Annotated in this window: 23 protein-coding genes and 1 tRNA gene; 12 read left to right on the top strand and 12 right to left on the bottom strand. The window is 62.0% G+C overall.

The features are described 5' to 3' along the window. Positions 1-4 precede the first annotated feature (4 nt). Positions 5-1,678: a phosphoglucomutase (alpha-D-glucose-1,6-bisphosphate-dependent) gene (pgm, locus tag AACP59_RS05020; RefSeq protein ID WP_339350160.1), complete on the bottom strand. Its 1,674-nt coding sequence runs from the start codon at positions 1,676-1,678 to the stop codon at positions 5-7. Positions 1,679-1,738: 60 nt separating this feature from the next. Beyond that, complete coding sequence (locus AACP59_RS05015; RefSeq protein WP_297316793.1) at positions 1,739-2,827, bottom strand: diacylglycerol/lipid kinase family protein; 1,089 nt, start codon at positions 2,825-2,827, stop codon at positions 1,739-1,741. Positions 2,828-3,010: 183 nt separating this feature from the next. On the opposite strand from AACP59_RS05015, the gene AACP59_RS05010 reads away from it, so the two are divergent. From AACP59_RS05010 to AACP59_RS04985, 6 genes are all read left to right on the top strand, one after another. Next, positions 3,011-3,694, top strand: a complete 684-nt coding sequence (locus AACP59_RS05010; RefSeq protein ID WP_297316792.1) for a serine dehydratase beta chain — start codon at positions 3,011-3,013, stop codon at positions 3,692-3,694. 11 nt (positions 3,695-3,705) lie between these two features. Next, positions 3,706-4,581: an L-serine ammonia-lyase, iron-sulfur-dependent, subunit alpha gene (gene sdaAA, locus AACP59_RS05005; RefSeq protein WP_297316791.1), complete on the top strand. Its 876-nt coding sequence runs from the start codon at positions 3,706-3,708 to the stop codon at positions 4,579-4,581. A gap of 97 nt (positions 4,582-4,678) precedes the next feature. Further along, positions 4,679-5,965: a serine--tRNA ligase gene (gene serS, locus AACP59_RS05000; RefSeq protein ID WP_339350156.1), complete on the top strand. Its 1,287-nt coding sequence runs from the start codon at positions 4,679-4,681 to the stop codon at positions 5,963-5,965. A 98-nt stretch (positions 5,966-6,063) separates the two neighbouring features. Then, a tRNA-Ser gene (locus tag AACP59_RS04995) sits at positions 6,064-6,146 on the top strand. 1,084 nt (positions 6,147-7,230) lie between these two features. Beyond that, complete coding sequence (locus tag AACP59_RS04990) at positions 7,231-7,728, top strand: hypothetical protein (RefSeq protein WP_297316789.1); 498 nt, start codon at positions 7,231-7,233, stop codon at positions 7,726-7,728. Between the two features lie 252 nt (positions 7,729-7,980). Then, positions 7,981-8,463 carry an aldo/keto reductase gene (locus AACP59_RS04985; RefSeq protein WP_297316788.1) on the top strand — a complete coding sequence of 161 codons (483 nt, stop codon included), beginning with the start codon at positions 7,981-7,983 and terminating at the stop codon, positions 8,461-8,463. 9 nt (positions 8,464-8,472) lie between these two features. Here the strand turns inward: AACP59_RS04985 and AACP59_RS04980 are convergent, their stop codons facing one another. From AACP59_RS04980 to AACP59_RS04965, 4 genes are all read right to left on the bottom strand, one after another. Next, entirely contained in the window at positions 8,473-9,909 is a 1,437-nt protein-coding gene (locus tag AACP59_RS04980; protein WP_339350155.1) for an MDR family MFS transporter, read from the bottom strand. An 18-nt stretch (positions 9,910-9,927) separates the two neighbouring features. Further along, positions 9,928-10,398 (bottom strand): MarR family winged helix-turn-helix transcriptional regulator, encoded by a 471-nt coding sequence (locus AACP59_RS04975; protein WP_297316786.1) that lies wholly within the window; start codon positions 10,396-10,398, stop codon positions 9,928-9,930. Positions 10,399-10,941: 543 nt separating this feature from the next. Continuing rightward, positions 10,942-11,592, bottom strand: coding sequence for an NAD(P)H-binding protein (locus AACP59_RS04970; protein ID WP_339350154.1), 651 nt, complete (start codon positions 11,590-11,592; stop codon positions 10,942-10,944). A gap of 46 nt (positions 11,593-11,638) precedes the next feature. Further along, positions 11,639-12,295, bottom strand: coding sequence for a flavodoxin family protein (locus AACP59_RS04965; protein ID WP_297316784.1), 657 nt, complete (start codon positions 12,293-12,295; stop codon positions 11,639-11,641). A 356-nt stretch (positions 12,296-12,651) separates the two neighbouring features. Between AACP59_RS04965 and AACP59_RS04960 the strand changes: the two genes are divergently transcribed. Continuing rightward, complete coding sequence (locus tag AACP59_RS04960; RefSeq protein ID WP_297316783.1) at positions 12,652-13,239, top strand: YbaK/EbsC family protein; 588 nt, start codon at positions 12,652-12,654, stop codon at positions 13,237-13,239. Positions 13,240-14,080: 841 nt separating this feature from the next. Here AACP59_RS04960 and AACP59_RS04955 read toward each other — a convergent pair. Further along, complete coding sequence (locus AACP59_RS04955) at positions 14,081-14,527, bottom strand: VOC family protein (protein ID WP_297316781.1); 447 nt, start codon at positions 14,525-14,527, stop codon at positions 14,081-14,083. A gap of 86 nt (positions 14,528-14,613) precedes the next feature. Between AACP59_RS04955 and AACP59_RS04950 the strand changes: the two genes are divergently transcribed. From AACP59_RS04950 to AACP59_RS04940, 3 genes are all read left to right on the top strand, one after another. Beyond that, positions 14,614-15,537: a helix-turn-helix transcriptional regulator gene (locus tag AACP59_RS04950; protein ID WP_297316780.1), complete on the top strand. Its 924-nt coding sequence runs from the start codon at positions 14,614-14,616 to the stop codon at positions 15,535-15,537. Between the two features lie 136 nt (positions 15,538-15,673). Next, the gene (locus AACP59_RS04945; RefSeq protein WP_339352926.1) at positions 15,674-17,083 is read left to right on the top strand and encodes a DUF2142 domain-containing protein; all 1,410 of its coding nucleotides are present in this window, start codon (positions 15,674-15,676) and stop codon (positions 17,081-17,083) included. A 70-nt stretch (positions 17,084-17,153) separates the two neighbouring features. After that, entirely contained in the window at positions 17,154-17,831 is a 678-nt protein-coding gene (locus AACP59_RS04940) for an HAD family hydrolase (protein WP_297316778.1), read from the top strand. Positions 17,832-17,912: 81 nt separating this feature from the next. Here the strand turns inward: AACP59_RS04940 and AACP59_RS04935 are convergent, their stop codons facing one another. The 3 genes from AACP59_RS04935 to AACP59_RS04925 all read right to left on the bottom strand — a co-directional run bounded on the left by AACP59_RS04935 (position 17,913) and on the right by AACP59_RS04925 (position 20,940). After that, positions 17,913-18,542, bottom strand: coding sequence for a class I SAM-dependent methyltransferase (locus AACP59_RS04935; RefSeq protein WP_339350148.1), 630 nt, complete (start codon positions 18,540-18,542; stop codon positions 17,913-17,915). 97 nt (positions 18,543-18,639) lie between these two features. Beyond that, positions 18,640-19,449, bottom strand: coding sequence for a LuxR C-terminal-related transcriptional regulator (locus AACP59_RS04930; RefSeq protein WP_297316776.1), 810 nt, complete (start codon positions 19,447-19,449; stop codon positions 18,640-18,642). 174 nt (positions 19,450-19,623) lie between these two features. Then, entirely contained in the window at positions 19,624-20,940 is a 1,317-nt protein-coding gene (locus AACP59_RS04925; RefSeq protein WP_297316775.1) for a PspC domain-containing protein, read from the bottom strand. A gap of 256 nt (positions 20,941-21,196) precedes the next feature. Here AACP59_RS04925 and AACP59_RS04920 point away from each other — a divergent pair, with 256 nt between their 5' ends. Then, positions 21,197-23,164: a PspC domain-containing protein gene (locus AACP59_RS04920; protein WP_339350147.1), complete on the top strand. Its 1,968-nt coding sequence runs from the start codon at positions 21,197-21,199 to the stop codon at positions 23,162-23,164. Next, entirely contained in the window at positions 23,157-23,843 is a 687-nt protein-coding gene (locus tag AACP59_RS04915) for a hypothetical protein (RefSeq protein WP_339350146.1), read from the top strand. Before AACP59_RS04920 ends, AACP59_RS04915 begins: the two co-directional genes overlap by 8 nt. 191 nt (positions 23,844-24,034) lie before the next feature. On the opposite strand, the gene AACP59_RS04910 is transcribed toward AACP59_RS04915, so the two are convergent. Beyond that, positions 24,035-25,651: an alpha/beta hydrolase family protein gene (locus tag AACP59_RS04910; RefSeq protein ID WP_297316772.1), complete on the bottom strand. Its 1,617-nt coding sequence runs from the start codon at positions 25,649-25,651 to the stop codon at positions 24,035-24,037. Positions 25,652-25,823: 172 nt separating this feature from the next. Next, positions 25,824-26,492, bottom strand: coding sequence for a DUF4125 family protein (locus AACP59_RS04905; RefSeq protein ID WP_339350145.1), 669 nt, complete (start codon positions 26,490-26,492; stop codon positions 25,824-25,826). Positions 26,493-26,499: the final 7 nt, after the last annotated feature.

The raw sequence follows: 26,499 nt of genomic DNA, 5'->3' as shown, positions 1-26,499 counted from the left end.
GTGCTCAGTTCAGGGCCTTGTCGACCACCTGCCCGGCCTCGTCCAGGACCTGGTCCAGGGCCTCGGGGGAGACGAAGGACTCGGCGTAGACCTTATAGATGTTCTCCGTTCCGGAGGGGCGGGCGGCGAACCAGTTGTTCTTGGTGGTCACCTTGAGGCCGCCGATCCTGGCCTGGTTGCCGGGGGCCTCCGTCAGCTTGGCCGTGATGGGCTCCCCGGCCAGGGTGGAGGCGGTCACGTCATCGCCGCTCAGGTGGGCGAACTTCTGCTTTTGCTCCAGGGTGGTGGGGGTGTCAACCCTCTTGTACCAGCTCTGGCCGAAGCGCTCGGCCTGCTCCTGGTGGAGCCGGGCCGGGTTCTTTCCGGTGCGGGCCGTGATCTCGGCGGCCAGGAGATCGGGGATCAGCCCGTCCTTGTCGGTCGTCCAGACCCGGCCGTTCCGGCGCAGGAAGCTCATCCCGGAGCTCTCCTCGCCCCCGAAGGCAACCTCGCCCTTGAAGAGGGGATCGACGAACCACTTGAAGCCCACCGGAACCTCGATCAGCCTGGCCCCGATGGAGGCGGCCACACGATCGATCAGGGAGGACGAGACCAGGGTCTTGCCGACTCCTGCGTCCCGGGGCCACCCGGGCCTGTTGCCCGAGAAGAGGTAGTCCACGCAGACGGCGATGTAGTGGTTGGGGTTCATCACCCCGCTGTCCGGGCAGACGATGCCGTGTCGGTCAGCGTCGGGGTCGGTGCCGCCCACCAGGTCGTATGAGCCCCAGGCCCCGGAGTTGAGTCTGTCGACCAGGCCTTTCATGGCGTAAGGGGAGCTGGGGTCCATGCGGATCTTCCCATCATGGTCGATGGTCATGAACCGCCAGGTCGGGTCCACCTCGGGGTTCACCACTCCGATGCTCAACCCGTACTTCTCGTTGATCAAGGGCCAGTAGTTGACCGAGGCCCCTCCCAGGGGGTCGATGCCCAGGCGCACGCCCGAGGAGCGAATCAGGTCGAAGTCGATGACGTTGCCCAGATCGGCCACATAGTGCTCGCGGAAGTCGAACCGTTCCACCAGGTCGGACCTGATGGCCTGCTCGAAGGGGATCCGTCTGACCTGCCGGTAGTCGCCCAGGAGTTCGTTGGCGCGCTGGGCGATGGCGTTGGTGGTCCCGGCCGATGCCGGGCCGCCGGTGGGCGGATCGTACTTGAACCCGCCGTCGGTGGGCGGGTTGTGCGAAGGGGTGACCACAATGCCATCCGCCAGGTCTTCGCCGGAGAAGCGTTGGGTGCCGTCGGTCGCCCGGTTATGGGTCAGGATCGCCTGGGAAATGGTGGGGGTTGGGGTGTAGTCGTCGTTTGCATCGATCCGCACCCGGACCCCGTTGGCCGTCAGTACCTCGATGGCGGTCTTCCAGGCCGGCAGGGAGAGACCATGGGTATCCCGCCCCAAATAGAGGGGACCGGTCACCCCCTCGGCCTTGCGTCGTTCGGCGATGGCCTGGCTGATGGCGACGATATGGGCCTCGTTGAAGGAGGTGGTCAGGGACGATCCGCGGTGACCGGAGGTGCCGAAGGAGACCTTCTGGGCATCGTTGCCGGGTTCGGGGACCAGGTCATAATACTTGCCGATCAGGTCATCCAGATCGATCAGGTCGTCAGGGGTGGCGGGCATACCCGCATTCTGTGCTGTCATGCCTTCCATCATGCCACCGGTATGCGAGAAACCACTTCCGGGATGACCCCCCAGGCGGGGTCAGTCGGTCTGGGGGACCCGAACGTTCAAGGCCCGCTGCTCCACTTCAAGGGCTATATGCTGCGTCTCTCCCAGGATGTCGCCGTCGACCTGGGCCAGGGCAGGGTCCTCCAGTCGAATCTCCGCCCGGGCACCCTGGAGCTGGACGATGGTCGAATTGGTGGAGAAGGGGGACTGGCTGGCCTTCCTGGTGATGGTCTGGTGCATGACATCGCCGAAGAGATTGGCCCAGCCGATCAGTCCGGCCGAGGTGTCGATGATTTCGAAGTCCAGGAGCCCGTCGTTCCAGGAGGCGTTGGGCATCAGGGAGAAGCCTGGTATTTCGCCACAGTTGCCGGCCATGAAGGTGCGGAAGGTCACCGAGGTGTTGGTCTGGGTCACCTGGTCCTGGCGGGTGATCGAGATGTCGCCTGTGTACTTGGGGGCGAAGAGATGCTTGGCCCCGCTGATGAAGTAGGCCAGCCAGCTGACGGTCCTCTTCAGGTTGGGATCGGTGTCGTCGATCATCAGGGCATCGAAGCCGATGCCGGCGATGATCAGGAAGGCATGGCCGCGGTCCTTCTCCTTCCCGTCCAGGAGGTACATGCGCCCGACATCCACCAGGTTGGACCCGTGGGAGGTGGCCACGGCAAGGGCTGCGTCCAGATCGCCGACGGGGATGCCCATGTTCCGGGCGAAGAGGTTGCCGGTTCCGATGGGGATGATTCCCATGGCGTGGCCCGTGCCTGCCATGGCGCTCGCCACGGTGCGGACCGTGCCGTCTCCGCCGACGGCCACGACCACCTCGGTCCCCTGGTCCAGGGCCATTCGTGCACAGGCTCTTCCGTCCTTGTCCAGCTGTGTTTCGATGAAGCGGATATCCTGGATGTGCTTGGCCCTGCAGTAATTCTGGATGTGCCAGCGGGTCTGGGCGGCCTGGGGCTTGGATGGGTTGATGATGAAAGCGTAGCTGACCTGGTCGTCATCCCTGGCTTCCATCCTGCGGGCGAACTCCCGCCTCCTGTAGGCGCGCGAAAGGAGGACCACCATCGTTGCGACGATGGCCAATCCTGCCAGAATGCACAGGATTATGAGTGCTGGAGTTGGCATGGTTCCATTGTGCCTTTCCCTGTGGGAGGGGGCGGTCAAGGCGTGTCAGACATGAACGAATCCTCTACGTTGCCGGGCTTCTTGCGCATTCGGCCCGCGGGGTGTAAACAATGCTTTGGTGAGATTGGCCGCTTGCTGCCGGACGGGGCTTCAGGTGTCGGGAGGAAGCAGTGATGGGACGTGATGATGGGTAAATATCGCAGTGTGTTCGATATCATCGGCCCGGTCATGATCGGGCCCTCCAGCTCCCATACCGCCGGGGCCGTTTCCATTGGGCGGATCGGGCATATCCTGGCCGGGGGCATGCCCGATAGGGTCATCATTCGATATTATGAGTCCTTCGCCCGTACCCATAGGGGTCACGGCACCGATTATGCCATCGTCAGCGGGCTTTTGGGTCTGGATCCGGATGACCCCAAGGTGCCCAATGCCATGGCCATCGCCCGCGCCGTGGGTGTGGATATTGAATTCGTCGAGGAGGATGGTGACAGTCCCATCCACCATCCCAATACGGTCGTTCTTGATATGGTCAGGGCCGGGGAGACCATATCACTCTGGGCCTGCTCCATCGGCGGAGGAACCATTGAAGTGCGTAGAATCCGCCTGGGTGGCTATGACGTGCGCCCGTCCGGTCCGCTCCCCATGCTCTTCGTCGAGGAGGATGGGAGGCAGGACGATGTTGACGCGTCCCTTGCAAGGATTCAGGCGGTGCTGGGGCAGGAAGGCGAACCGGTGCGAAAGACCATCTACCCCATGGTGGATGATGAGGACCGGCGCATGGTCGGGTTCGACCTGGATCACCCCCTCTCCGCGGCACAGCGGGAGAGGATCGGCTCCCTCTCGTCGAGAATCATGTATCTCGAGTAAAGGAATGTGTCATGTTCGGTTCGATCGCTGATCTGGTGAGTGCCGCCGAGGAATCCGGGGAACCCATCTCCGAGTTGATGATCCGGGAGGAGTGCGCCGGTTCCGGTCGGACCCGTGACCAGGTCTGGTCGAGGATGGACCGTGACCTGGACGTCATGCTGGCTGCGGTCAAGAGGGGTTCCGAGGGCCGGGGGGTCTTTTCCAAGACAGGATTGAGCGGGGGAGAGGCGGCTCTTCTGGATAAGTACAGACGTGAGAGGACCACCCTGAGTGGGGACACCATGGTTCGGGCCCTGGTGGCCGCCATGGCCACCAACGAGGTCAACGCCGCCATGGGGGTCATCTGCGCCACGCCGACCGCCGGATCCTCGGGTACTCTGCCGGGTGTCATAACAGCCCTGCGGGAACGGATCGACCTCTCCAGGGAGGGCCAGGTAAGGTGCCTCTTCACCGCCGGCGCCTTCGGTCTGGTCACCGCCAACAATGCCATGATCGCGGGAGCGACGGGCGGTTGCCAGGCGGAGGTCGGCAGCGCTTCGGCCATGGCGGCAGCCGCCGCGGTCGAGGCGGCGGGTGGTGATCCGCAGACCTGTGCCGAGGCCTTCGCCATGGCCATGAGCAACCTGCTGGGCCTGGTCTGTGACCCTGTTGCCGGACTGGTCGAGGTCCCCTGCGTCAAACGGAACGCCATAGGGACGGCCAATGCCCTGATCTGTGCCGACATCGCCCTATCGGGAGGCACCAACAAGATTCCGGCGGATCAGGTGGTGGAAGCCATGAAGTCCATCGGCGAGGCCATGCCCGCCTCCCTGCGCGAGACCGGGGTCGGTGGCCTGGCCGGCACCCCCGTCGGCAGCGAGTTCCGCAAGACAATTTTCGGCGATTAGGCCTGCCGGGACCGACCGGTTGCCTGGGATGAAGACGCCCGGTCCCCCGGCCCTGGCCCGATGCCCCCGTGTCGCTTGGCGGCAGTAGAATCCAACTATGCTAGATATTCAGTTCATTCGTGAGCATCCCGATGTCGTCAAGGAATCCCAGCGTAAACGTGGGGAGTCCGTGCAGCTGGTGGACGAGGTCCTCAAGGCCGATGACGAGCGCAGAACCGCGCTCCAGACCTATGAGAGCTCCAGGGCCGAGCAGAAGTCCCTGGGCAGGCAGGTCGCCTCGGCCTCGGGTGACTCCAAGGCTGAACTGATTGCCAGGACCAAGAAGCTGGCCGAGCAGGTCGGGCTGAACAAATCGGCTTCCGAGGAGGCCACGGCGGAGTACACGAACCTGCTCTGGCGGTTCAGCAATCTGGTTGAAGCCGAGGCCCCCGAGGGTGGCGAAGACGACTATGTGGTCGTCAAGAAAGTCGGCACCCCCCGCGATTTCGAGGACGAGGGGTTCGAGCCCAAGAATCACCTGGACCTTGGTGTGGGCGTCGCCGGCATCGACATGCGCCGCGGCGTCAAGATCTCCGGCTCCCGCTTCTACTTCCTGCGTGGTGACGTGGCCCGTATGGAGATCGCCATGCTGACCATGGCCGTCGACCAGGCCCAGCAGCACGGGTTCATTCCCACCATCACCCCCACCCTCGTCCGTCCCGAGGTCATGGCGGGCACGGGCTTCCTCAACTCCCATGCCGATGAAATCTACCGTCTGCGTGAACCCGACGACCAGTACCTGGTGGGCACCTCCGAGGTGGCCCTGGCCGGCATGCACGAGGATGAGATCATGGACCTGTCGGACGGGCCTCTGCGCTACTGCGGTTGGTCCAGCTGCTACCGGCGTGAGGCCGGGGCCGCAGGAAAGGACACCATGGGCATCATCCGCGTCCATCAGTTCAACAAGGTGGAGATGTTCGTCTACTGCAGGCAGGAGGATTCCCGCGACCAGCACCGGCAGCTCCTGGCCATGGAGCAGGAGATGTTGGCCAAGGTCGATGTACCTTATCGGATCATCGATACGGCGGCCGGCGACCTGGGTTCCTCGGCCGCACGCAAGTTCGATTGCGAGGCCTGGGTGCCGACACAGGGGAGGTACCGTGAGCTGACCTCCACCTCGAACTGCACCGAGTACCAGGCCCGTCGTCTGAACGAGCGTGAACGTCTGGACGATGGGTCCACCCGTCCGGTCAGCACCCTGAACGGCACACTGGCGACCACCCGCTGGCTTGTCGCCATCCTGGAGAATCACCAGCAGGCGGACGGCTCCATCGAGGTGCCCCAGGCCATGCGTTCCTATATGGGGGGCAAGGAGCTCATCGAGCCCACCACTTGGGAGGCCTGATTCAGGGGCCTACCCGGCAGGGTCGAAAGACGCCCCGGCGGAATGTCGGGTTTCGGGGTGTCGTATCATGGTAGACGTGCCCGGTAAATCGGGCTGATGGACAGGTGTCTGAGCGGCCGAAAGAGACGGTCTTGAAAACCGTTGAACGAAAGTTCCGCGGGTTCGAATCCCGCCCTGTCCGCAGCAAGGCCTCGTGATATCCGGGGCCTTTTTCTTGATTCTCTTCCCCCCCCCCCCCCCCCCCAGTTGATGGTCTGTGTGTTCGGCGTAGGAGCATCACATGGTTCGTATCGAAGGTGATCGTAAAGGTCGAGGGGACCCATGGCTGAGTGCCGACGCCCGTCAACGGTGACAGCATCGACAAGGGTCCCGTCGGTTCCTTTGCCGGTGGCAAGATCGGGCTGGTCGGAACGCCGGCCGGTGGTGATGCCGCCGGTGTCGGTGCCTTGTCCTGTGAAGAAGCGGTTGAGGGGTTATCTATCTTTGGCGGGTTCTGTCGACCCTGGTCTACGGGAGGGGGCTGAGATTCATCGACCCCCCCCCCCCCACCGTGCTATTTCAGAGTCCGCGGACGCTGTGGATGCGGCAGAAGAAACAGGGCTGTCGCCGACTGCAGGGTCCGATAGGCGGAGCCAGAGCAAGCAGAACGGCAGCGACCTGTGACAGGTGTGGCATTCCTTCAAAACGTCACAGAAACAACCTCATCCCCTACGGGCTTCCCACGCCCCCCGACGGTGGATGCTCGTCCCATGGCTTCTGGCCCCTACCATCCCCTGCTTCCTGATATTGAACATGGATGGAAACCAGCCAATGCGATTCTCCATAGCATGTCAGTCTGCAATACCAATCATTGGAAGGATGCCGGTGGTCGGGCAGGGGCGGCCCACCTTTTCAGCTATCAGTCCCGTCCCGGGCTTCTCACCGTGGCAGATTCGCCGTGTTTCCGATCATGGCCGATCTTTCGGTTCCGTTGGGTCCCCGATGAATTTGAGACTGCTTTGTATGTGACTCTTATCACCTTGAAGATCGGAGTGTCATGCTCCGACATATCTTGGGAAAGTGGTGACAATCCACGGAGCACAATGTAAACTGCATTATAATGTGCGTCCTTGCATCTGGTCGTCAAGTCGGGCCGGAATTCGGAAGATTGTCGCTTATCGGTCGGTCGAATGAAGAAGATGGTTGTTTGTATCTCATGATCTGAGCAATCGCTCGTCTTTAGTACACTTCAATGGTCTCTATTGCATACGGAAAGGTGCGGAGCTATGGCTTATTTCATTGCTTTCGTTTCATTGCTCGGCGATTGGCTGCTCTTTTCCTTCCCCCTCTACCAGGGTCTGATGGAACTGAACGACTACCAGGAGCTCCTGGAGGACTTCGACGAAATCAGCAAGAAGTGGAAGATGGTGTCACCCTGGTGGTGGTTCATCCCCATCGTCAAAATCCAGAAGGAACGTACACGTGGGTATCGGATCCTCCGTGAGGCCACCAAGAGCAAGAGCGAACGCCACCGGGCACTCAGCTTCATCGACAAGGCCACGGCCTGGTACTTCGTGGCAGTCGCCGGCTGGCTCAAGATGATCCAATCCTCCTATGAGGTTTTGGAAGCCTTCGACAAGGAGGAGAACCTCTGGCTCCTTCTGGCCCTGGTGGTCCTGATGACCGCTGGTGGACTCTTCAATGCCTACTACAGGATCGGCAAGAAGCGTGTCAGCAAGAAGGAGGAGGAGCTCAAGCCGGCTGCGGAGGTAAGCGAAGACTGAGCCTCCTCAGCCCATAGGCCCGGCGGAGGTCGGCTGCAACAAGGGGTCTGATCAGATATACGAGACTCGGTCAGTCGGAGTTGAGGATGTCGCGTATACGCATGGGGTGCGTGGGCTTTGGAGACCCCCCCCCTCCCCAGGCCGGCCAGTGCCCTGGATAGGGCGAGGAGGACTCGCGGGCCGTGATTCGGCACGGTCTGGAGTCGGGCATCAACTTCTTCGACACGGCCTTGGCCTACCGGGGAAGCTCCAGTGAATGCTTCCCGGGAAGGGCCCTTCGGGGACTATGCCTGCCGGGATGATGTCGTCGTGGCCACCAGGTTCCCGGCACGTTCCGAGGAGGAGATCGAGCAAGGCATCACCGGTCAGGAACATGCCATCACCATGCTTGAGCGCAGTCTGCAGAATCTGGGCATGGATTACGTCGACCTGTATATCTGCCATGTCTGGGACAGCCGCACACTCGTCCGGGAGATCATGGACGGCCTGGCCCAGGGTGCGTCAAGGCAAGGCGAGGTATGTGGACATATCGAACTGTTGCGCATGGCAGCTGGCAAGGCCAACGTCCCGGCCGGCGCGGCGGGCTACCCCCGGTTCGTCTCGGTGCAGGGACACTACAACCTGATCTTCCGCGAGGAGGAGCGCGAGATTGGTGCCCCTCTGCCAGGAGGATGGCATCGCCCTGACCCCATGCAGTGGCCCCGGTCGCTGACAGGTCTGTCCGGCCTGCCCTGATGGCTCAACTCAGGCTTCTGCTCGCCGCCGCTTCAGGGCGAAGGAGGAGCACAGTCCAACCAGGGCCACCAGGATCAGGGAGAGGAAGGCCCAGTGGTATCCCTGGCCCAGTGCCAGGGCCTTGTCGACGCCCGACGTATGGTGGGCGCTGCCCAGAGTGACGATCATCATGGCGGCCGCGGTGCCCAGGGATCCGCCGATCTGTCTGACCGTGGAGGCGGCTGCATTGCCGTGGGCCGTCATCCCCCGGGGAAGTGCGTTGATCCCCTCGGTGAAGGTGGTCATCATGACCAGGGAGATGCCGGCCATCCGCATGGCATAGCAGGCGGCGATCACGACCAGACTGGCGTCGATGCTGAACCAGGCCATGGGGAGGGTGCCGAGCGTCAGAACCGTGAATCCGAGCAGGGAGATGTTCCTGACCCCGATACGGTCGTAGAGGGCACCCGAGATCGGGTTGAAGATGCCCATGACGATGGCGCCGGGCAGCATGACCAGGCCGGAGACCAAGGCGCTGGACCCCCGGGTGTTCTGCAGGTAGAGGGGGAGGACCAGTTCCACTCCCACCATGGAGATGTTGCTCAGGGTGCTCAGGAGGGTGGTCAGGTTGAAGGTGCCGGAGGCGAAGACGTGCAGGTCCACCAGTGGGTGGTCCATAATGAGCTGCCGGTGGCAGAAGAGCCCGACGATAACCAGGCCGAGTATCAGGAGCGAGAGGTTGAGCATGGAGACCCGCCCCGTGTCGCCGATGGCTGAGAGGGCGTAGAGCAGGAAGCCGAACCCCAGGCAGGACAAGGCGACCGAGAGGACGTCCAGCCCGGTGTTTTGCCGTTCATTGACCGTATAGACGCAGAAGAAGGCGGCAAGCAGAATCAGGGCGCTGCCCACGGCCAGGAGGATGAAGAGCATGCGCCAGGACCAGTGCTGGAGGATGAAGCCCGACAGGGTCGGCCCCACGGTTGGTCCCAGGGCCACGACCAGACCCACGATGCCCAGGGCCAGCCCCCGTCGCTCGGGCGGGAAGAGGAGGAGCACCACGTTCTGGATGAAGGGCATCAGGGAACCTGCGGCGACGGCCTGGATGATTCTGCCGGCCAGCAGGATGGCGAAGTGCCCGGTGGAGAAGATGCAGACCAGGGAGCCGACCAGGAAGGTGGCCATCATGACCATGTAGGTGGTTCTCGATCTGAAGTTGGAGAATATCCAGGCCGAGATGGGAATCATGAGCCCCACGACCAGGAGGTAGGCCGTGCTGAGCCACTGGGCGGTGGACTGGGACACCCTGAACTCCTCCATGATGGTGGGGAGGGCGTTGTTGAGGAAGGTCTCCGCCATCAGCGCCAGGAAGGCGCCGGCAAGCAGGACGGCCATCATCCGGTTGCGGTTGCCGTCCCTGGTCGTGGTCGGCATGATTGTTGCATCTGCCTCGGGCTCTGTTTTTTCCATACCGCCTTGTTCCTCCTCCTATCGATTTGTCCGACTCATGTTGGTGATGATTCGTCTCAGCAGGCTTACCAAGGTCTTTTGGTCCTGGTGGCTGAAGCCCTTGGTGGCCATGCCGGTGGTGGTGTCCAGGGCCTGGAGGATTCGTCCTTCCTCCCTGTCCAAACACTGAACGGCCTTGTCCGTCAGGTTCAGGAGGACCTGCCGGCGGTCGTCGTCCGCTTTGCTGGAACCGGCCAGCCAACCCGATTCGGTCAACCGCTTCACCATGCCCCTGACCGTTGGATGGCTCAGGTAGAACCGGTCGGCGATGTCCTTCTGGCGTATGTCCTGGTCCCGGTGCTCGTGGAGGTAGTAAACGATGACGAACTGGGGGCCGGTGAGCTCGGGGAAGATGTCCGATATAAGCTCGTTCATCTGCCTTTCCAAGAGCGTGTTGGCTATTTTTATCAGACCCTCGGGCCGATGTTCCGACATTCCATGTTCAGGCATATCCGCCTCCTATAAGTGTAGCTTGCTACATTATTGGAGAAACAAGGAGGATTGTCAAACGCAGAGGCTTCCTCAACGGCGAAGCAATGGCTGCGAACAGTCACAAGCACCTGATGATTGCCAAAGGACGGTATGCACACCGATGGGTTTGGCAATGACCACCGGCAACCATTGAATGGCCCCCATCAAGAGGCTTCATTCAAGCCCGCTGATGCAGCCAAGGTCTGATGCAACGTATGCCCACATGTCCGCCGGCCGCAAATGGGCATACACCTTACACAGTCTCATGTCATCATTGCTTGCGCGACGCAGGAGGAAATATGAAGCAGGGCGGGAACAGGAAGGCCCCGATTCTGCATGCCAAGACGCATGGCGGAAGCTGAGTCGTCGGGCACTGCTGCTTGATGCTCCTTACCCTGCTGAGGAAGCCTGATGTGATTCGTTTCAGAGGAGGGACGCTTTGCTCAATCGGGGAATTGCTGATATCGGCAGCTCCCCCCCCCCCCCCCTCCCCTGCTTCTCGGGATGGCTGGTGTTCATGTCTTAGTACACCGGTCTATCGGCGCCCTGGGTGGTGGGGTCCGCTATCCCCAGGCTCTCCTTGGCACCGAGGTCGGGATCCTTGACGATACGAAGAACCAGGTCGGCCACGCTCTTCCTGGAACCGGACACGCCCTCGAACGGTTCCTTGCTGGTCTTGGTGGAGTATCTGATTTCGTCCCGATAGGTCAGCCAACACAGACGGAGGGTGGTATAGGTCAGCCCCGATTCCCTGAGCAGGCGATCCGATCCGGCCGCTGTGGGCAGTCCCTTGCCGACCATCTCCTTGTTCCACCTGCCGAAGGCACCCGGTACCTCGTCGTATATGCCGGCCACGTTGGCGAAGATGACGCGGTCCACATGATTGGACTTCATGGCGGCGATCACGTTTCGGGTCTTGGCGTTGTCCTGGTCATGGTCGACGGTGTCCACGAATACCATCTCCTGGTCCTTCATGGACTTCTCGACCGCGGCACGGTTCTCCAGGTCCACCTCGGCCAGGGTCACGCGGGGATTGCCCTTCAGGGCGTCCAGACGTTCACTCCCTCTCAGGCCCAGGGTCAGGTGGACGTCGGCGAAATCCTCCTCGTTCAGGATCCGGTCCTCGACGATGCGGGCTATCTGCCCGTTGGCTGCAAGAATGAGCAGGTTCATGATGGTTCCTTCCTGTGGATTTTGCGCTTTTGTGCCTGGGTGGTGTCTATTCGGCCAGCATGCGGGCATGGAGATCCTTGGCCTGGTCCCCGTTCTGGGCGATGCCGACCAGATTCAGGCCGAACCGCTTCGCCACACGGTCCATGGTGCCGTAGGTGGCGTTCACGGCCCTGGTCTGGTTGCTGTCCGCGCCCTGCACGATCAGGTAGAGGTCGGTCCCTTTCAGGTCCTCGTTCACCTCGACATGGTCGATGAAGGTCTTCAGGTATCCCGACATGTTGGACCAGTAGACGGGCGTGCCGATCACGATCACATCCGCCTCCTTGAGCTGGTCCCAGACCTTGGGGAAGTCGCCATCGCCCTGGCCCACCTGGGGTATCCGGTACTCGGACAGGTTGATCTGCCGGTAGTCCTCGCCTCCCATGAGCTCCTTGGCCAGGGATGAGGTGTTCCCCTGCGCGTTCTGGCTGGCGTTGAGAAAGACCTTCCTGGTGCCCTTGCCGGTATGGCCCGGCTTGGCGAAGGTGGGTTCCTGCTGGTCCGAATTCTGCATGGCGGTTCCTTTCCGGGGAGTGGTCTGAGACTGGCCGGCCACAGGCATGTCCGTGCCGATGGTGCCGTAGCAGATCAGGGCTCCCAGGCATAGGCCTATCAGGAGGGTTGCGGCCAGGGTAATCAGGGTCTTCAAAGGATGTTTTGTCATGCGATGGGCCTTTCCTTGCTTCTGATTGGATGGTATTGCTTCAACCCGGCTTGAAGACAAGTCACCACTCCGCCTGGAGCTGACCGTCGTACAGTCGATTCGTCCCCGTGGATCGAATCCTCCCCATGTTGGAGCTCTTCCTCCTGTGCACACTGTTCGTCTGGTTCTACATCAATCGGGGGCCTCGAAGCGAGATGGACTCTTGGCCCCCTTGCCTGGTCGTCTTTCCTAAGATGGCCTTTATGGGGATTGAACCCAAGGGGGGTGTGGGCATGGTTGATGGAACAGCCGAACCGGCACATCGCACTGGCTTATGTGAAGATTCTTCGGGCGGTCCTGTTGATGACTGCTTCTGCATGAGTGATGCCCATGTCAGCCCCGGTGCCTCACCTGCTCCAGGTGAAGATTCCATCCGGGTCGAAAACGAAACGGCACCATCCTTGCAGGTCCAGATGGAAGACCGGCTCGATGGTCTGGGAGTGCCCTGGCGGTTGGTCCCCCATCCCCGCATCGAGACGGTTCGGCAAGGCTTGGACAAGGGTCTTCCCGCCCTGCTGGGGCTGAAGGACTCGGACCTGTCGAAGTGTCTCCTCCTGGAGGACGCAGGCGGGAAACTGGTCCTCCTGGTGGTTCGGGCTGCCGTCCATCCGGACCTGAAAGAGGTGCGACGCCTGGTCGGATGTCGCCGTCTGCACCTGGCTTCCCCGGAACGGTTGGAAGAGACTCTCGGTTCCGAGCCGGGCAGGGTCTCCCTGTTCGACCTCATCGGCCATAGGGATGCCGTGTCCTGCTTGGTTCTGGACCGTGCCCTGGCCACCGGACCGGGTGATACCGCCATGCCTGCGGACTCCCACCGGGCATCCATCTGTCTGCCGAAATCAGCCCTTGAGGGGGTGGCTCGGCGGCTGTGTCCGCAGGTCTACTTCCTGGAATGGGTATGTTGATGCCGCTGGCCCTCGATCGTCCTCATTCGGGCGGCAGGTGCTAGTTCAGGATGCGACGGCTTCACCAGATTTGGGTGGCGGTTAAACGATGAAGTAGCCACTGAGGAGACGGTCCCGGCAGCGACGCTATGCGAATAAGGATGCGGTCATGCTGAAGAGCGGAAAGGACACGCACGGGGATGGTTGTCAATCCATTCTCGGCGATTCGAATCAGGGGCGGATTCCCTTTGCAGAGTCATCCAGTGCCGAACCACCACAATCCGGTACAACGGAAGCTGACTCTTCGGGGAGGGGGCGTCTGTTCCTGTCCACGAGCAGGTTTCGGATTCCGGGGAGATGCCCCGTCAGGGCTCCGGGTCGAGGGAATCCCGCAATATGTCGGATGCTGTGAGGGTTTATCCGGATCCGTCGTCTCAGGTGAAACCCGGCACCTATGGGAAGGCGGAAGGAATCACCCCGGATTCGATACGAGCCAGGACGTTCGATCTTCTTCCGGCCTTCCTCTACAGTGGAAACGTGGCAAAGGAAGTCGATTCGTTCCTGCATGATACGGCCACGAAGTTGGCGATGGCGGAGGCCGGGCAGATATCGGCCTAACGGTTGATCAGGGGAAACAGTGCCGTGGTTCCCTCTCACGGGATTTGGCGAACGGTATTCGACAGAGGAAGTCGATTCCTTCGTCGACCTGATCAACGCCAGAATCTCCGCCTGCATCGCAATGACCAGGGATAGATTCTTCGGGATGCGCCATCCATCGGGCGGCGATGCATCGGGACAGGCCGATGCCCTGGTCGCGATTCCCGGTCACCGGACTCCGGCTCCGTGGCATCGGTCCCCTGCTTCACTTCTCGCAGGTTATCTGCATCAGCACGCCGAAAGGGTCCTGGATGACGGCATGGAAGTCGGCGAACTCATTCGCCTGGGGCTCCTTCAGCACGGTTGTCTCCGGATGGGAGACGGCCTTGTCGTATATGGTCCGGGCCTGTTGCGGATCCGTCACCATGATGTCCAGCGACACCCTGCCGCTCTCCCGCATGGGAACGGCGTCGTCGACGGGGTTGTCCGCGATCTGCAGCTGGACCGCACCCACCTGGTTGACAGAGTGGGAGATGTACTCCTCCTGGCCCGGCGCAATCGCCAGATCAGGGTTGTATCGCTCCTTGAACTCCCGGTTGGTGATGGAGAAGAGGGTTCTGGCACCCAAGACATTCTGGTAGTAGGCGATGGCCTCCCTTGCCTTGCCGTCCAGGGAGAGGAAGATGGTTACCTGCGGTGGTTCCGGGGTCATGGTCCTGCCTTTCTTTGGTTTCTTGTCGGACGAAAACAACCCTATGATCGAAAGGTGTCATTTTCTGAACCCTTAGGTGGTTTCCGATGAACAAAGCGGAACGGATTAATCAGGAACTGGTCTTTGTCAATATGCATAGAGCCTTTCACCTGAACGATCTGATGAATCAGTTCGGCATCTCCAGGAGTACGGCAGTGCGAGACCTGGATGAGCTGCGTGAACTAGGACTGGGTATAGTCGCCTACCGGGGCCGCTATGGGGGATACCTTGTCGAGGCTGCCGTACCCCTGCCTCCCATCGTCTTCAGCGAAGGGGAGGACCTGACCCTCTTCCTCGCACTCCAGCTGCTCCGACCTCTGACTACCACACCCTTCGGGTACTCGTACCAACACATCAAGGACAAACTCATGCAGGGGTTGCCCGACGACAGGCGGAAGGCCGTCCGGGCCGCCATGAGCGCCATCCGGTATCAGGGGACGTATCGGCATGCGGACGGCAGCAACCTGGCCGAACTGTTCACTTCAATCATGGAAAGACAGACGGTGGCCTTCACCTATGGATCCAAGCAAACCCGCCTGCTCAACCCCATCAGGCTGACCCTGGACGGTGGTTTTTGGTACTGCATCGGTTCGGACCCCGACAGTCGGGAGTGGCGGACGTTTCGCTGCGACCGGATGGAGATTGCCGATACCCGTCCCCGAACCGGCACCCTGCCCGACCTGAAGGACGAGCAGAGGGCCTGCAATCGTGCCGAGGCGGCTGGGCGCACCATTCGATTCCGGGTGCTGCTCACGAAGCCCGGGGAGGATTACTTTATACGCAACAGTTATCCGAACATGCGTCTGCTGCACGAGTGTGGGCGAACTTTCCTGACCGGAACAATCAGGCCGGATGAGTATGGGTTCCTGGTCACCTACCTGCTGGGGTTCGGTGACCAGGCCACCATAGTGGAGCCCAAGGATCTCCAGGAACGCTACAATGGTATGCTCATCCATCTGCTCGATAGATGATGGGTTGCGGGCCCGGCCTGTACTGTCTCTCGGTAGTATCGGTGGAAGTCGGTGGTTGGTCCGGCAGGCAAGACCCCGGAGCAGGCAGAGGGTCTCGAAGCGGGAGGGTGCGTTGGGTATTGGAACCGAGGTCGGAATGAACGGCAAACACAGGGACGGTGTGCGCGCTGATGCCTCGGCGGTTGCAACCGAGATGCCCTCCCCGGCAGGGCATTCCCGTGTGCGGGCCATCCTGGCATGGCTTCGCCGGTTCATGCCCCTCCTGACGGCCCTGGGCACACTGCTGATGGGCGGGTTCTTCCTGGCCCGGACGCCTGTGGGGCATACGCCCGACGTCTGGTCACATGTCTATCGGATCAGCAGCATAACCCACGGTGATCTGCTGGCCCATCCGGTTCATTCCCGTAGCTTCCTGCACAACGTCGGTGAGGGGGCTGTTGGGGGTTGGGTCGACCGAGCCTGGGTGGACTACGGTTGGAGTGTCTTTGACGGGTATGATGCCTCGATAGCCCTCCGTGAGAGCGTGGAGCCCGGGCCCGGTGATCTTGTCGATCTCCCCTTCAACAATACGGCGACGAATTCCCCGGTCTCCTATGCCCCGCAGATCCTGGCCTTCGGGATCGGGGGAATTCTTCATCTGCCCGTATCGGCCATATACCGGGCGGCCGAGGTCTGCATGCTGCTGGTCTACTCCCTCTGCATGTTTCTGGGGGTCAGGGTCCTGACCCGCTGGAGGATCGGGGTGGGGCTGACCATGCTGTTGCCACCGCTCCTCTTCCGCAGCAGTTTCGCCATCTCGGCCGACTCCTTCACCCAGGCGGTCGTCTTCCTCTTTACCTGCATGGTCTTCCGCTCCGTTTACGAGAAGGTCTCGCATCGGTACTGCATCCTGCTGGGTGCGGTCGGTCTGGTGGTGGCCATGTCCAAGTTCATATACATGCCCCTGGTGCTGGTCATGCTCCTGGTGCCCCTCCTGCAGAAGTGGGTCAGGGGCCTGGACCGGGTGAATCGCCTCGACCTGGCGTCCACAGCCGGTTTCGGGGTGCTCTCCCTGGTCTGGATGGGAATCTGGATGAGGGGTAACGGTTGGTATGCCACGGCCCCCATGTTCGTCTCCTACCAGGCCATGCAGAGCAGACGACATGACCTCCTCATCCCTGGCGGCCTGGGCGACGCAATCTGCAGAATCGTCTGGGCCATCCTGCATGGGCAGAGCAACAACATGGTCCAGGGCGGTTCCCGGAGCATCATCCTGGCCTGGGCGGGCACGGCGCTGCTGGTCGTCATCCTGGTTCTTGCCACCTTGGCCAGGACCGGATCGAATCCCGACCTGGTCTTTTCCTGGTGCTTCACCCTGCTGGGGCTGGGGGTCCTGGCCCTGACCTACCTGGCCCTGTGGCTCCAATACAGCAACCCCGGCCTGCCGGGCGTCCAGGGGATGCAGCTGCGTTACTTCTTCCCACTGGCTCTGGGGTGCGCCCTGGCTGCCCTTACCAGTGCGAGGACCCTGCTCTTCTGGTTCCGTAACCGTCGCAGGGTGAAATAAGGAGTGCCCGAACTGGCGGACTCCGCCTGATCGGCCTGACGCCCCGGCTTTGTAGTTCAGGGCAAGTACCATGTGGACCATGGAATTGCGGGTAGATGGTTACGACGGCTATGACGATGATGGGGGGCGCGGATCCGTCCGCCACCTCATCTTCGGTCTGCGGGGGACCCTGGTTGACTGGGACCCCCGGGCGGCCCTGGCGGGGCAGTATCCCGACGGGGTGATCGACATGGTGCTCGACCCGGAGGATGAATGGGGAATCTGGCGGTTCAGGACCCTGATGAATCTCGGATGGGACCAGAAACGTGTCCTGGCCGACTACGAGAGTACGCACGGTCCCGCCGTGGCCTGGGTGTTTCGCCTGTATCTGGAGGGGTTCGCCCGGACCGTGAAGGGCATGCAGCCCGGCATGGCCGGCCTCCTCGCCGACCTGCATGACCGGGGTCTCCATCTTTGGGGCCTGGCCAACACCACCGCTGAGCATGCCCGTCAGGCCAGTGAACTGCTGGAGCCGCTGGGTCTCCTGGAGGACACGCTCATCTCCGCCGAGGAGCACCTGCGCATGCCCGATGGGCTTGTTTATCGGTTGGCCCTGAGAAGGTTCGGCATCCCCGCCGGACGAACCATCTTCGTGGGTGATTCGTGGGATGACGTGGCTGCGGCCGAGACATGCGGAATCAGGGGCCTGCTCTTCACAGGGGCCGCACAGCTGCGCACGGATCTTCGCGGTTTCGGTCTGCCCTGCTGAGGAGCCGGCCGGGCTGGGTGAGTCAGTCCGGTTTCAGGACTGTCCCCATGCATCAGTGTGGTGGCCGAGGTTCGGGTGGTCTCACTCCCGACCGGTCTTCCTGCCTTTGCGTTCCGAGTGCGGTTCGGGGTGGGTATTGGTCTTCCGCTCGAAATCGCAACGGCACAGTGCTTTTCCATTGGGGAGCGTCGTCATGGATGAATATACGGAATCGTATCCCTGACCTTTCATGGTGTGGATGAGTGAATCGGCATCGATGTGATGGTAGACCGTATCAAGCTGATCAAAAACCCTCGCGTAGGGTGAATCGGATACGAAGTCCATGGACTGGTTCACCTGAATCACGCACGAGACGAATCGTGGGTCAATCCGTTCAAGTGCCGTCGTGAAGGCCTGGTACCCGACGTATTCCAAAAAGAGGTCGGCGATGACCATATCAGCCTTGGGCAGGTCCATGGAGGTGTCGGTCATATCTGCCAGTACAGGCTTGAAAACGCCGGCAAGTCCGGGGAACCGTTCTTCGCAGGCGACCAGGTAATCGGGGTTCACATCCAGTCCGTACACACGACTCGCCATGGAAGTGTCAACATACTCCAGGCCGTTTCCTCCGGCGATGCCGCAAACCATGATTCGGTCCACTTTCCTGCCCTTGAGCTGGTCTTTCATGATCCGGTTCAGGGTCTGAAGCTGCTGGACGGTGTCCAGCCGCATGTGGTTTTCATAATCGTCCAGGTCCACATGGAGCCAAGGTTGTCATCAAGCTTGTTCACGTTCGTCCTGCCTTCGTTCCGGGATTTCCTGAATTCGTTCAGACGATGCGGCGGTCGGCGGCCCAGCGGGTCAGCTCGCTCCGGTTGGAGAGCTGGAGCTTGCGCAGAACGTTGGATACGTGGGTTTCCACGGTCTTGATGGAGATGAAGAGTTCGGAGGCCACCTCCCGGTAAGTGTAGCCGCGGGCGATCAGGCGCATGACCTCCTGCTCCCTGGAGGAGAGGCTGTCCAGTTCGTCGTCGCGGGCCGGAAGGCCGGAATCCCGGGCCTCATCATCCTGGAAGGCCGAGAGGACGAACCCGGCCAGCTTGGGGGAGAAGACAGCGTAGCCCTCGTGGACCTGACGGATTGACGAAATCAGGTCGTTGGCCGAGATGGTCTTGGTCACGTACCCCTGGGCGCCGGCCCTGATGACCGACCCCACGTCCTTGGGGGAGTCCGACACGGACAGGGCCAGGAAGACGGACCCGGGGGAGAGGGAGTGGGACCTGGTCAGGATCTCGGCCCCGCCGCCGCCCTGGCCGCCCGGTACGTGCACATCCAGGAGGACCACATCCGGTCGGGTCTCCTTGACCATGAGAATGGATGATTCCACATCAGGGGCCTGCCCGACAATGCTGAAATAAGGCTGCAGGGTGGCGATGACACCGGTGCGGAACATTTCATGGTCATCCACGACGGCCACGCGAATCCTCCCGGCCCCCTCAGCGGGGGAGGGCCTGCGGTTGGCCCCATTCGAGCTGGAAACCTGTTGGTCTGATACGTTTGGAGAGGTGTGATTCCCCTTGGTTGCGATGCTTTTCGATTGGTTCACGACTTCCTTCTGCTCGTTGGTCTCTTCACTCATGTGCGTATCGGGTCCGCCTTCCATGGGTCATCATCTTCGGTGGGGAATGTCCGCGTCGGCGCTCGCGGACTGGAATCGGGGACGGCATGGGGGAATGAGTGACCCTTCTCAGGCAGAATTCTATCACCAGCGGGATTCACGGGCCGGCCCCGCGTTCGGCCCGTGGGCTTGCCATTATTCAGCCAACGGCTCCTGGTCGGGCATCCGCCATTTTCCCGGTTGCCGCCTATCGGACCGCTGGTCGGGTGCCTGGTGGTCGTCCTCATGGTGCTTGTCGGCTTCCTGGCTCGCGTTCGACAGGGGCATGTGCATCCTCACCTCGGTTCCCCAATCGGGGCGCGAGACGATCTCGACCTTGCCGCCCCGGCGTTCGACCCGCCCCACGATGGATTGCCGGATTCCCAGTCTGTCCGCCGGTACCTTGCCCATGTCGAACCCCGGTCCATGGTCGCGAACGAAGATCTCGACCTTGCTTCGTCGGGCCTCACAATACACGGATATGGGTTCTCCTCCGTGGGTGACGGCATTGACCAGGGCCTGGCGTGAGGCATCCAGAAGGGCATCGGTCTGGGCGCAGGGCAGGGCGTCACCCACCGTGACCACCTCAATCGGCCTTCCGGATGCATCCTCCACCTCGGCTGCGATGTCTTGAATGCCGGTCTTGACCGACCTGTCCGAAGGCGTGCGGTCCTGGTAGAGCCAATTGCGCAGGTCGCGTTCCTGGGATCTGGCCAGAGTGAAGACGGTCTGGGGGTCGTCGGCATGAAGCTGGATCAGGGCCAGGGTCTGCAGGACCCCATCGTGCAGGTGGGCGGTCATGTCTGCACGCTCCTCCTCGCGTTCCTTCATGGCCCGTTCGCTGCTGAGCTGGTGGATCAGCGAGTCGATCCAGGGCACCAGGATGGCGGCGATGCCCACCAGGAGCACCCCCGCCAGGGAGAGCATGGTCACCGCCCGGTTGAAGGGGAGTGTGGCGAAGAGGAAGATCACAATGGCCAGGAGGATCAGGCCCAGACTTGTCAGAAAGAGGGGGATGCGGAAGCTTCTGGCGCTGCTGGTCTGTACCCAGGAAAGGCCGATTCCCGACAGGAAGATGATGCCCGGGAGGATGATTTCCGGTTTCATGCCGCTGTTCAGCATGAAGAGCGGTATGAGGAGGAGGATGATGCCTATGCCGGCCGCCAGCCGGGCTCGAGAGGTCTGTTTCAGGACCTGACCCAGGGTGGGGTCTGCACGGTCCTCAGATTCCGGGTTGGATTCCGTAGCGCCATTGCCGCGGGCAAGGGGGGTCTGGCTGACAGGGCGGGAGGCCATGGCGGCTGCCGGGTCCCCGGAGGGGAGCACCAGCCAGAGGAAGACATAGGGAATCGCTCCGACGATGGTGAAGGCCAGAACCAGGGCGACCAGACGAACCCAGCCCACGCCGATGCCCAGATGCAGGCTGATGCCCTTGCATACTCCGCAGATGATCCGTCCGCGTTTCGGCCTCATCAGCGGCATGCGTGCCGGTCGAATGGGGGCAGGCCACCACAGTGGGTAGGTCTGCCCGGCCTGAGGGACAGGTTGCGGCGGCGGTGTCCGCATCCGTCCACCGCTCCGTTGGCCTCCCTGGGGTGTTCTCTGCCGTGATCTCATGGTTCCATTATTTACTGCCAGGGAGGATCAGGAAGGGTGGATTAGGTTTTTCAGGGTTAAATCAGGGTGTTCCCCCATGCCTTCCGTGGGTCGGGTCTGCTGTAATGATGACATGAGCGGAAATACGGATATTCACAATGACCGTCCCGATGACCGGTGGACCGACAGGTTCTTCCGGATGTGCCGGGAATCCTACCTGGTGCGTCCCGATGACCGGTGGATCGGAGGTGTCTGCGGCGCCATAGCCAGACGGATGGGTTGGAGTACGGCCCTGGTCCGTGCCCTGATGCTGCTCTGTGTCTTCCTCTTCGGAGCGGGTGCGGCCTTCTACGGATTCGCCTGGTTCGTCCTGCCGGACAGCCGTGGCGCCATCATCGCCGAGGACATCCTTGACGGCAGGTGGCAGGGATCCATGGTCGGCATCATCATCTGCTGGCTGCTTGCGGCCTGGGCCTTGGGTATCGGGGTCGCCTCCATCATCATCGCGGCACTGGTCCTCTACTTCTTTATCAGGTGGAGTCGGCAGCAGGCCCGGAACCACTTCCACGCCGCAGGTCCCGCTGGTCCAGGTCCCTACGCTGGTCCAGGTTCCGGTCCGCAGGGGTACGGTCCCTATGGACCTGGTTCCTTCAGTTCCGGTCCATCAGGTCAGGGTTCCTTTGGTCCCGTCGGTGGAGCCGGTTCGGGCCCCTACAACCCAGGTCCGTCCGGACCTGCAGGACCTGCCCCCCATGATCCGGGCCCCTACGGTCCTGCTGGTCCCGCCCCTTTCGTTTCCGGTTCTCCTGACACCGGATCGGCAGGTAACAGCCCCTATGATTCTGCTGGTGGAAACCCCTATGCCGCCGGTTTGACGGATTCAGGCGCATACGACACTGACCGGCAAGGCGATGGCTCTTCCGGTTCCCGTCTTCCTGACGCGTCCACCTCGGGTCGGACCGAATCCGCCATAGGGTCCCAGGCTGAGGCGGTAGGGGGTTCCTGGTCATCCGATTCGGACGGGAGCGGGGCGTTCAATCAGGGACCTCCAGGGGGCCTGTCCGGAGAGAACGAGACGGATGATCCAGGTGCCGCCGCCGGACCCACCATGGCGGCCGACGGGTTCGGCAGTGGCAGGTATGGCTACGAATACGGTGACAGTGAGCAGCCTGTATATGGATACCCTTTGCAGCCCCCTTCCACCCCTAAGCCGCATCGTCTGCGTCGGCGTCCAGCCGGTCCTGGTCTTGTCTGCCTGCTGCTGGGGCTGATTCTGCTTTCCGGAGGGGCTGTCTGGCTGCTGGCATCCATCCATCACGGCGGGATTCTCGATGCCCTGCGGTACGCCTTGGTATGGGCTGCCGCCGTCGCACTGATACTGGGTCTTGTCATCATCGTCCTGGGTTGTTTGGGCCGCAGGTCGGGAGGTCTCACCCCGATGGCCATCGCCGCCGCCATCGCCGTCTTGGTCCTGGCCTGCTGTAGCATCGCCTTCGGCAATGCGCAGTTCGAAATCCGGTCCAACCTGCGCAGCTATGCATCGGTCGGCGTGAATGGAAAGAACGAGGGGAAGAGGCTGGGGTCCACCAAGCGGGATATGGAGCGGTACCGGAAGGGGCTCCTCCTGATCGGCGATTCGGATGACCAGGGTCGCGCGGTCATTGACCTCTCGGAATTCGAACAGAACAACGGAACCCACAAGGTCGATATGACCGATTCCGTCAGACGGGTATCCGGTTGCCCGACGGGAACCATCCGCCTGGCTCTCCGTCATGCCGATGTTCGGATCATCCTGCCCACAGGGTGCACCTATGCCTACAGCGTCGCCAACAGCGACCCGATGCGGTGGAGCACTTCCTATGGCTATGGTCCTTCGACCCGGGGCGAGGAGGATTGGGCTGCGGACGACGGAGATGTCCACATGCCCGATTCGCCGGAGTTGAGCGTCCAGGTCGAACCCGCCATCTCCGGACGGGTCAGTTTCGAGGAGAAGGGTACGGCCACCCTGCCCGAGCGTCGAACCGACAGCGGGAAGAAACACGGACATCTGGACAACGACAACGACTCCTATGAGGGTCGGGAGGATGAGGACTATGAGTGAGCACGACAATTCGGAAGGACTGAACGACGGTTCCCCTGAGGATGATTCCATCCTGTCCGACACCGGCATTCAGGAGGACATGGATCTGTCGCGGGAGGATCAACAGCCACCAACCCAGGAGATGCCCTCCCAGGACGATGAGGTGGATACCACTTCGATCCCCTCCTTTTCGGCAGCCCCCACGGCAGGGGCCACGGGGAACGACACTTCGTCGACATGGCAGGGAGGGGGAGGAGGAACCCCGTTCATGTCCAACAGCGCGCCGGTCTATCGGGCACCAGAGCAGGAATCCAGGGAGAAGATCCGCCCGACAGGTCCCAGTACTCCGACCATCGTTCTGGGGGTCATCGTCTCCCTCTTTGCCGTCATCTTCCTGGCCCTGGGCTTGGTATATCTCTATTATGGGGAGTCTATGACCCGGTCCATCCGCTGGTCCGCGGTCTTCCCGATCCTCTTCGCCGTCCTGGGCATCTTCTTTCTCCTCATGGCCGTCCTCTACGGATTGGCCGCCCGAAGAACGGGTAATCGATTGCGCGAGTCCATTGACGGGTCCGACAAGCCACCCACCTGGACGGGGCGGTATGCTCAGGACCAATCGGAGGGGATGGCCGAAGATGGCACTTCCGTCAAAACGGTCGATGCCGATACTGCGTTCTCTTCGCCGGGTCGAGAGGGCTGACCCTTCCGGGGTCGTTCGGTGGTATGGCCGCCAGCCTCATATCGGGGTCGTGTGGAATTACGGCAGGACGGTTTCCCTGGTTCACCACCCGGCGCCGACGTCCCTTCAGGTCGTGTGGGGCTTGGCTGCATGATGCGTATCTGACCGCAGCGGTCGGCCTGCGCCCCTCAGGTTGTATGGCCTGCTGGGGCTCAGAGGCTGAATAGTCCCCAGAATGCCAAAGTCCCCAGGACCATCAGAGATCCGGTGATGGTCAGGGTCAGGACCACCCAGTGCCCCCAGCCGCCTGCCAGTCGGACCTGATTCCTCGACATGTTTGAATCGTTGTGGTTTCGCCGTGCGGAGGAGCCGGTCAGCAATCGGACGATCACCAGGGCCAAGTCCAGCGCCAGAAGGACACTCAGGAACTTGAGCAGACCCCAAGAGGCGATCTCCAGGGATGAGAGTGGTTCCAGGGTAAGGGCATGACGTACGATCCGCACGGCGTACCAGACCAGAAGCCCCATAAGGGCCAGGGATCCAGCCCCCAGCCCCCAGAGCCGGGGGGTCAGGCCTCTGGCGAAACCGATCGACCGGTCTTCAGGGTCAACCGGATTCCTGCGTCTTCCACGGCCCCGAATCCAGGCGCCCAGGCCCAGACCGGCGGCCGCCAGAAGCGAGAGCAGGAGAAGGAGGGGGCCACCGATCATGAGAATCAGGAGGGCTCGCAGTGAACGAAGGAGGCCCGGGTCGGTCCGGGTCGGTGCGGTAAAGCGTTGGTTGGGCTGGCTGCCGGCGATCATGTGGGTGGACCACTGGTCGGCTCCCGTCCCCTCGGATACCCCGTTGATCCAATTCTCCAGGTCGTGTGTGTAGTGCGACTCCAGTGGCAATCCGTCCTTGGCCAGTCGGCTGCCGGTCCTGATCTGATGGTTGGTGGGGTAGTAGCGAAGGGTCACGTTCCGGTTCCCCGCCGCTTCGGTCCGCTTCAGAATCTCCCTGGCTCCCTGCTCCACGGGCATGGAGACGTCGTTGGTGCCGTAGTTGACCAGAGTGGGCTGGCTCAGGTGGTCCAGGTAGGGGAGGGCCTTGAAGTCGGCGTATTCCAGACCCAGAACCGACAGGTCCATGCCCAGGAGCTTGGGGATGACCCCCCGGATGCCCGCGGGGGCATGAATCAGGTCCAGGTAGGAGGTGGCGGCCATGGGCATCTGCTGCCGCCCGGGATAGACCGGAGGAGAGGTCATGATGGAGAAGGCGATGTCCCGGTGACGGGCCGTCATGATGCTGGATATCCAGGTGCCCTCCGACTCGGCGTAGATGCCCACCTTGCCGGGATCCACGCCCGGCCAGGCCTTCAGTACCTCGAAGGAACGGTCGTAGTCCCTGGCCATGGCCCCATAATCGCGGTGAAGGGCGGAGTAGGTGTCCAGGCGTTTGTCGGCGACCAAGGTAGTGATTCCGGCAGAGGCCATGGCCGAGGCCAGGTCGCCATAGACCTCGGATGCCTTGCCTGTGCCGGCCCCGTGTATGAACAAGCAGGCCGGCCTGGGTCCCTTGGCCCCTTGTGGCTGCCGCACGATTGCATTGACGGAGACCCCAGGTGCCAGATTGACCTTGAGGAAGGTCTCCTTGACCTTATATGTCCCCTCGGGGGTGGTCGGCCCCAGGTCCGAGGCGATGGCGGTTTTCCGTTCGTCCACCCTGATGTGGTCGTGGTACTCCCGGACATTCCAATCGGGGGTCATGGAGGAGCCCAGTAGGGCCAGAGCGGCCAGAATCACCAGGAAGGAGGCCACCAGGGCCGTAAGTCGTTTTCCGATTCGCACTGGATTAACTCTACCCAGAGCCACTTCCCTGGTCGCCCCTGCAACACGCCATCCATGGTCCGGGTCCGCTTATGGCTTTCGGTGTTTCGTCTGCGGTCTGGGCCATCCTCCTGCGTGTTCGCCCGCCTTGCCGCAGTCTTCCTGCCGGGCCCGGTCCGGCCCGAACAGGCCACTAGGTCCAGGCCTGGGTTCGTACCTGAACCTGGGCCTGCTCGGCTGCGTCCAAGCTGTCGAATCCGCTCTGCCTGACCGTGGCCAGAACCGTTTCCTTGGTCAGATTCCGCCCCTGGGCAGCCAGATTCTTGACCATCTGTTCATAGAGGTCCAGCGTCCCGGCCGAATAGGTGCCCAACTCGCCACGGAGGTAGGTTTCGAATGAGGTGGTCTCGGGGGTGTCCTGGCTGGTTCTGAGCACCCGCATCTCGCTGCCCAGTTTGGGGTAACGCTGGTGGAAGTCCTCGGCCCAGGCCACCTGCTGGTCGATGATGGCCTCCTGCCGGGTCTGGCGTTCGATGCCCAGCCTGGGCAGGTAGGGGGCGATGTCGCGTCGGTACTGGTCGGGAACCGTGGACTCCATCATCCTTCCGTACTTCTCGGTCAGGAGGTTGCGGCCCTGTGCGTCGGCCTGGTCCAGGTCATCGGCGTAGCTGGCCAGGAGGTCGTCAGGCCAGGTCAGGAACTGACTCAGCCTCATCTGGTGGAAGACGGGCCAGTTGCCCTGGCAGTTGGCGGGGCCCCCCTCGTTGTTGACCCCCTGGAATTGGTTCCACTCGTGCCTGACGATCCTCTCCCGCAGAGATTCCTCCCTGTCCGTGGTCTGGTCACGGTCATCCTTCGCCATACTGATA

It is taken from the genome of Bifidobacterium indicum, from assembly GCF_036987015.1.
GTDB classification, from domain to species: Bacteria; Actinomycetota; Actinomycetes; order Actinomycetales; family Bifidobacteriaceae; genus Bombiscardovia; species Bombiscardovia indica.
This window is presented reverse-complemented; position numbering and strand designations above follow the sequence as displayed.

Coding starts and splice junctions, on each gene's coding strand:
- sdaAA (WP_297316791.1), top strand. CDS start 3,706: ATGTTCGGTTCGATCGCTGATCTGGTGAGTGCCGCCGAGGAATCCGGG.
- AACP59_RS04925 (WP_297316775.1), bottom strand. CDS start 20,940: ATGAGGCCGAAACGCGGACGGATCATCTGCGGAGTATGCAAGGGCATC.
- AACP59_RS04970 (WP_339350154.1), bottom strand. CDS start 11,592: ATGAACCTGCTCATTCTTGCAGCCAACGGGCAGATAGCCCGCATCGTC.
- AACP59_RS05010 (WP_297316792.1), top strand. CDS start 3,011: ATGATGGGTAAATATCGCAGTGTGTTCGATATCATCGGCCCGGTCATG.
- AACP59_RS04950 (WP_297316780.1), top strand. CDS start 14,614: ATGAACAAAGCGGAACGGATTAATCAGGAACTGGTCTTTGTCAATATG.
- serS (WP_339350156.1), top strand. CDS start 4,679: ATGCTAGATATTCAGTTCATTCGTGAGCATCCCGATGTCGTCAAGGAA.
- AACP59_RS04905 (WP_339350145.1), bottom strand. CDS start 26,492: ATGGCGAAGGATGACCGTGACCAGACCACGGACAGGGAGGAATCTCTG.
- AACP59_RS04935 (WP_339350148.1), bottom strand. CDS start 18,542: ATGCGGCTGGACACCGTCCAGCAGCTTCAGACCCTGAACCGGATCATG.
- AACP59_RS04980 (WP_339350155.1), bottom strand. CDS start 9,909: ATGGAAAAAACAGAGCCCGAGGCAGATGCAACAATCATGCCGACCACG.
- AACP59_RS05015 (WP_297316793.1), bottom strand. CDS start 2,827: ATGCCAACTCCAGCACTCATAATCCTGTGCATTCTGGCAGGATTGGCC.
- AACP59_RS04955 (WP_297316781.1), bottom strand. CDS start 14,527: ATGACCCCGGAACCACCGCAGGTAACCATCTTCCTCTCCCTGGACGGC.
- AACP59_RS04915 (WP_339350146.1), top strand. CDS start 23,157: ATGAGTGAGCACGACAATTCGGAAGGACTGAACGACGGTTCCCCTGAG.
- AACP59_RS04990 (WP_297316789.1), top strand. CDS start 7,231: ATGGCTTATTTCATTGCTTTCGTTTCATTGCTCGGCGATTGGCTGCTC.
- AACP59_RS04960 (WP_297316783.1), top strand. CDS start 12,652: ATGAGTGATGCCCATGTCAGCCCCGGTGCCTCACCTGCTCCAGGTGAA.
- pgm (WP_339350160.1), bottom strand. CDS start 1,678: ATGACAGCACAGAATGCGGGTATGCCCGCCACCCCTGACGACCTGATC.
- AACP59_RS04920 (WP_339350147.1), top strand. CDS start 21,197: ATGAGCGGAAATACGGATATTCACAATGACCGTCCCGATGACCGGTGG.
- AACP59_RS04940 (WP_297316778.1), top strand. CDS start 17,154: ATGTGGACCATGGAATTGCGGGTAGATGGTTACGACGGCTATGACGAT.
- AACP59_RS04945 (WP_339352926.1), top strand. CDS start 15,674: ATGAACGGCAAACACAGGGACGGTGTGCGCGCTGATGCCTCGGCGGTT.
- AACP59_RS04975 (WP_297316786.1), bottom strand. CDS start 10,398: ATGCCTGAACATGGAATGTCGGAACATCGGCCCGAGGGTCTGATAAAA.
- AACP59_RS04965 (WP_297316784.1), bottom strand. CDS start 12,295: ATGACAAAACATCCTTTGAAGACCCTGATTACCCTGGCCGCAACCCTC.
- AACP59_RS04930 (WP_297316776.1), bottom strand. CDS start 19,449: ATGAGTGAAGAGACCAACGAGCAGAAGGAAGTCGTGAACCAATCGAAA.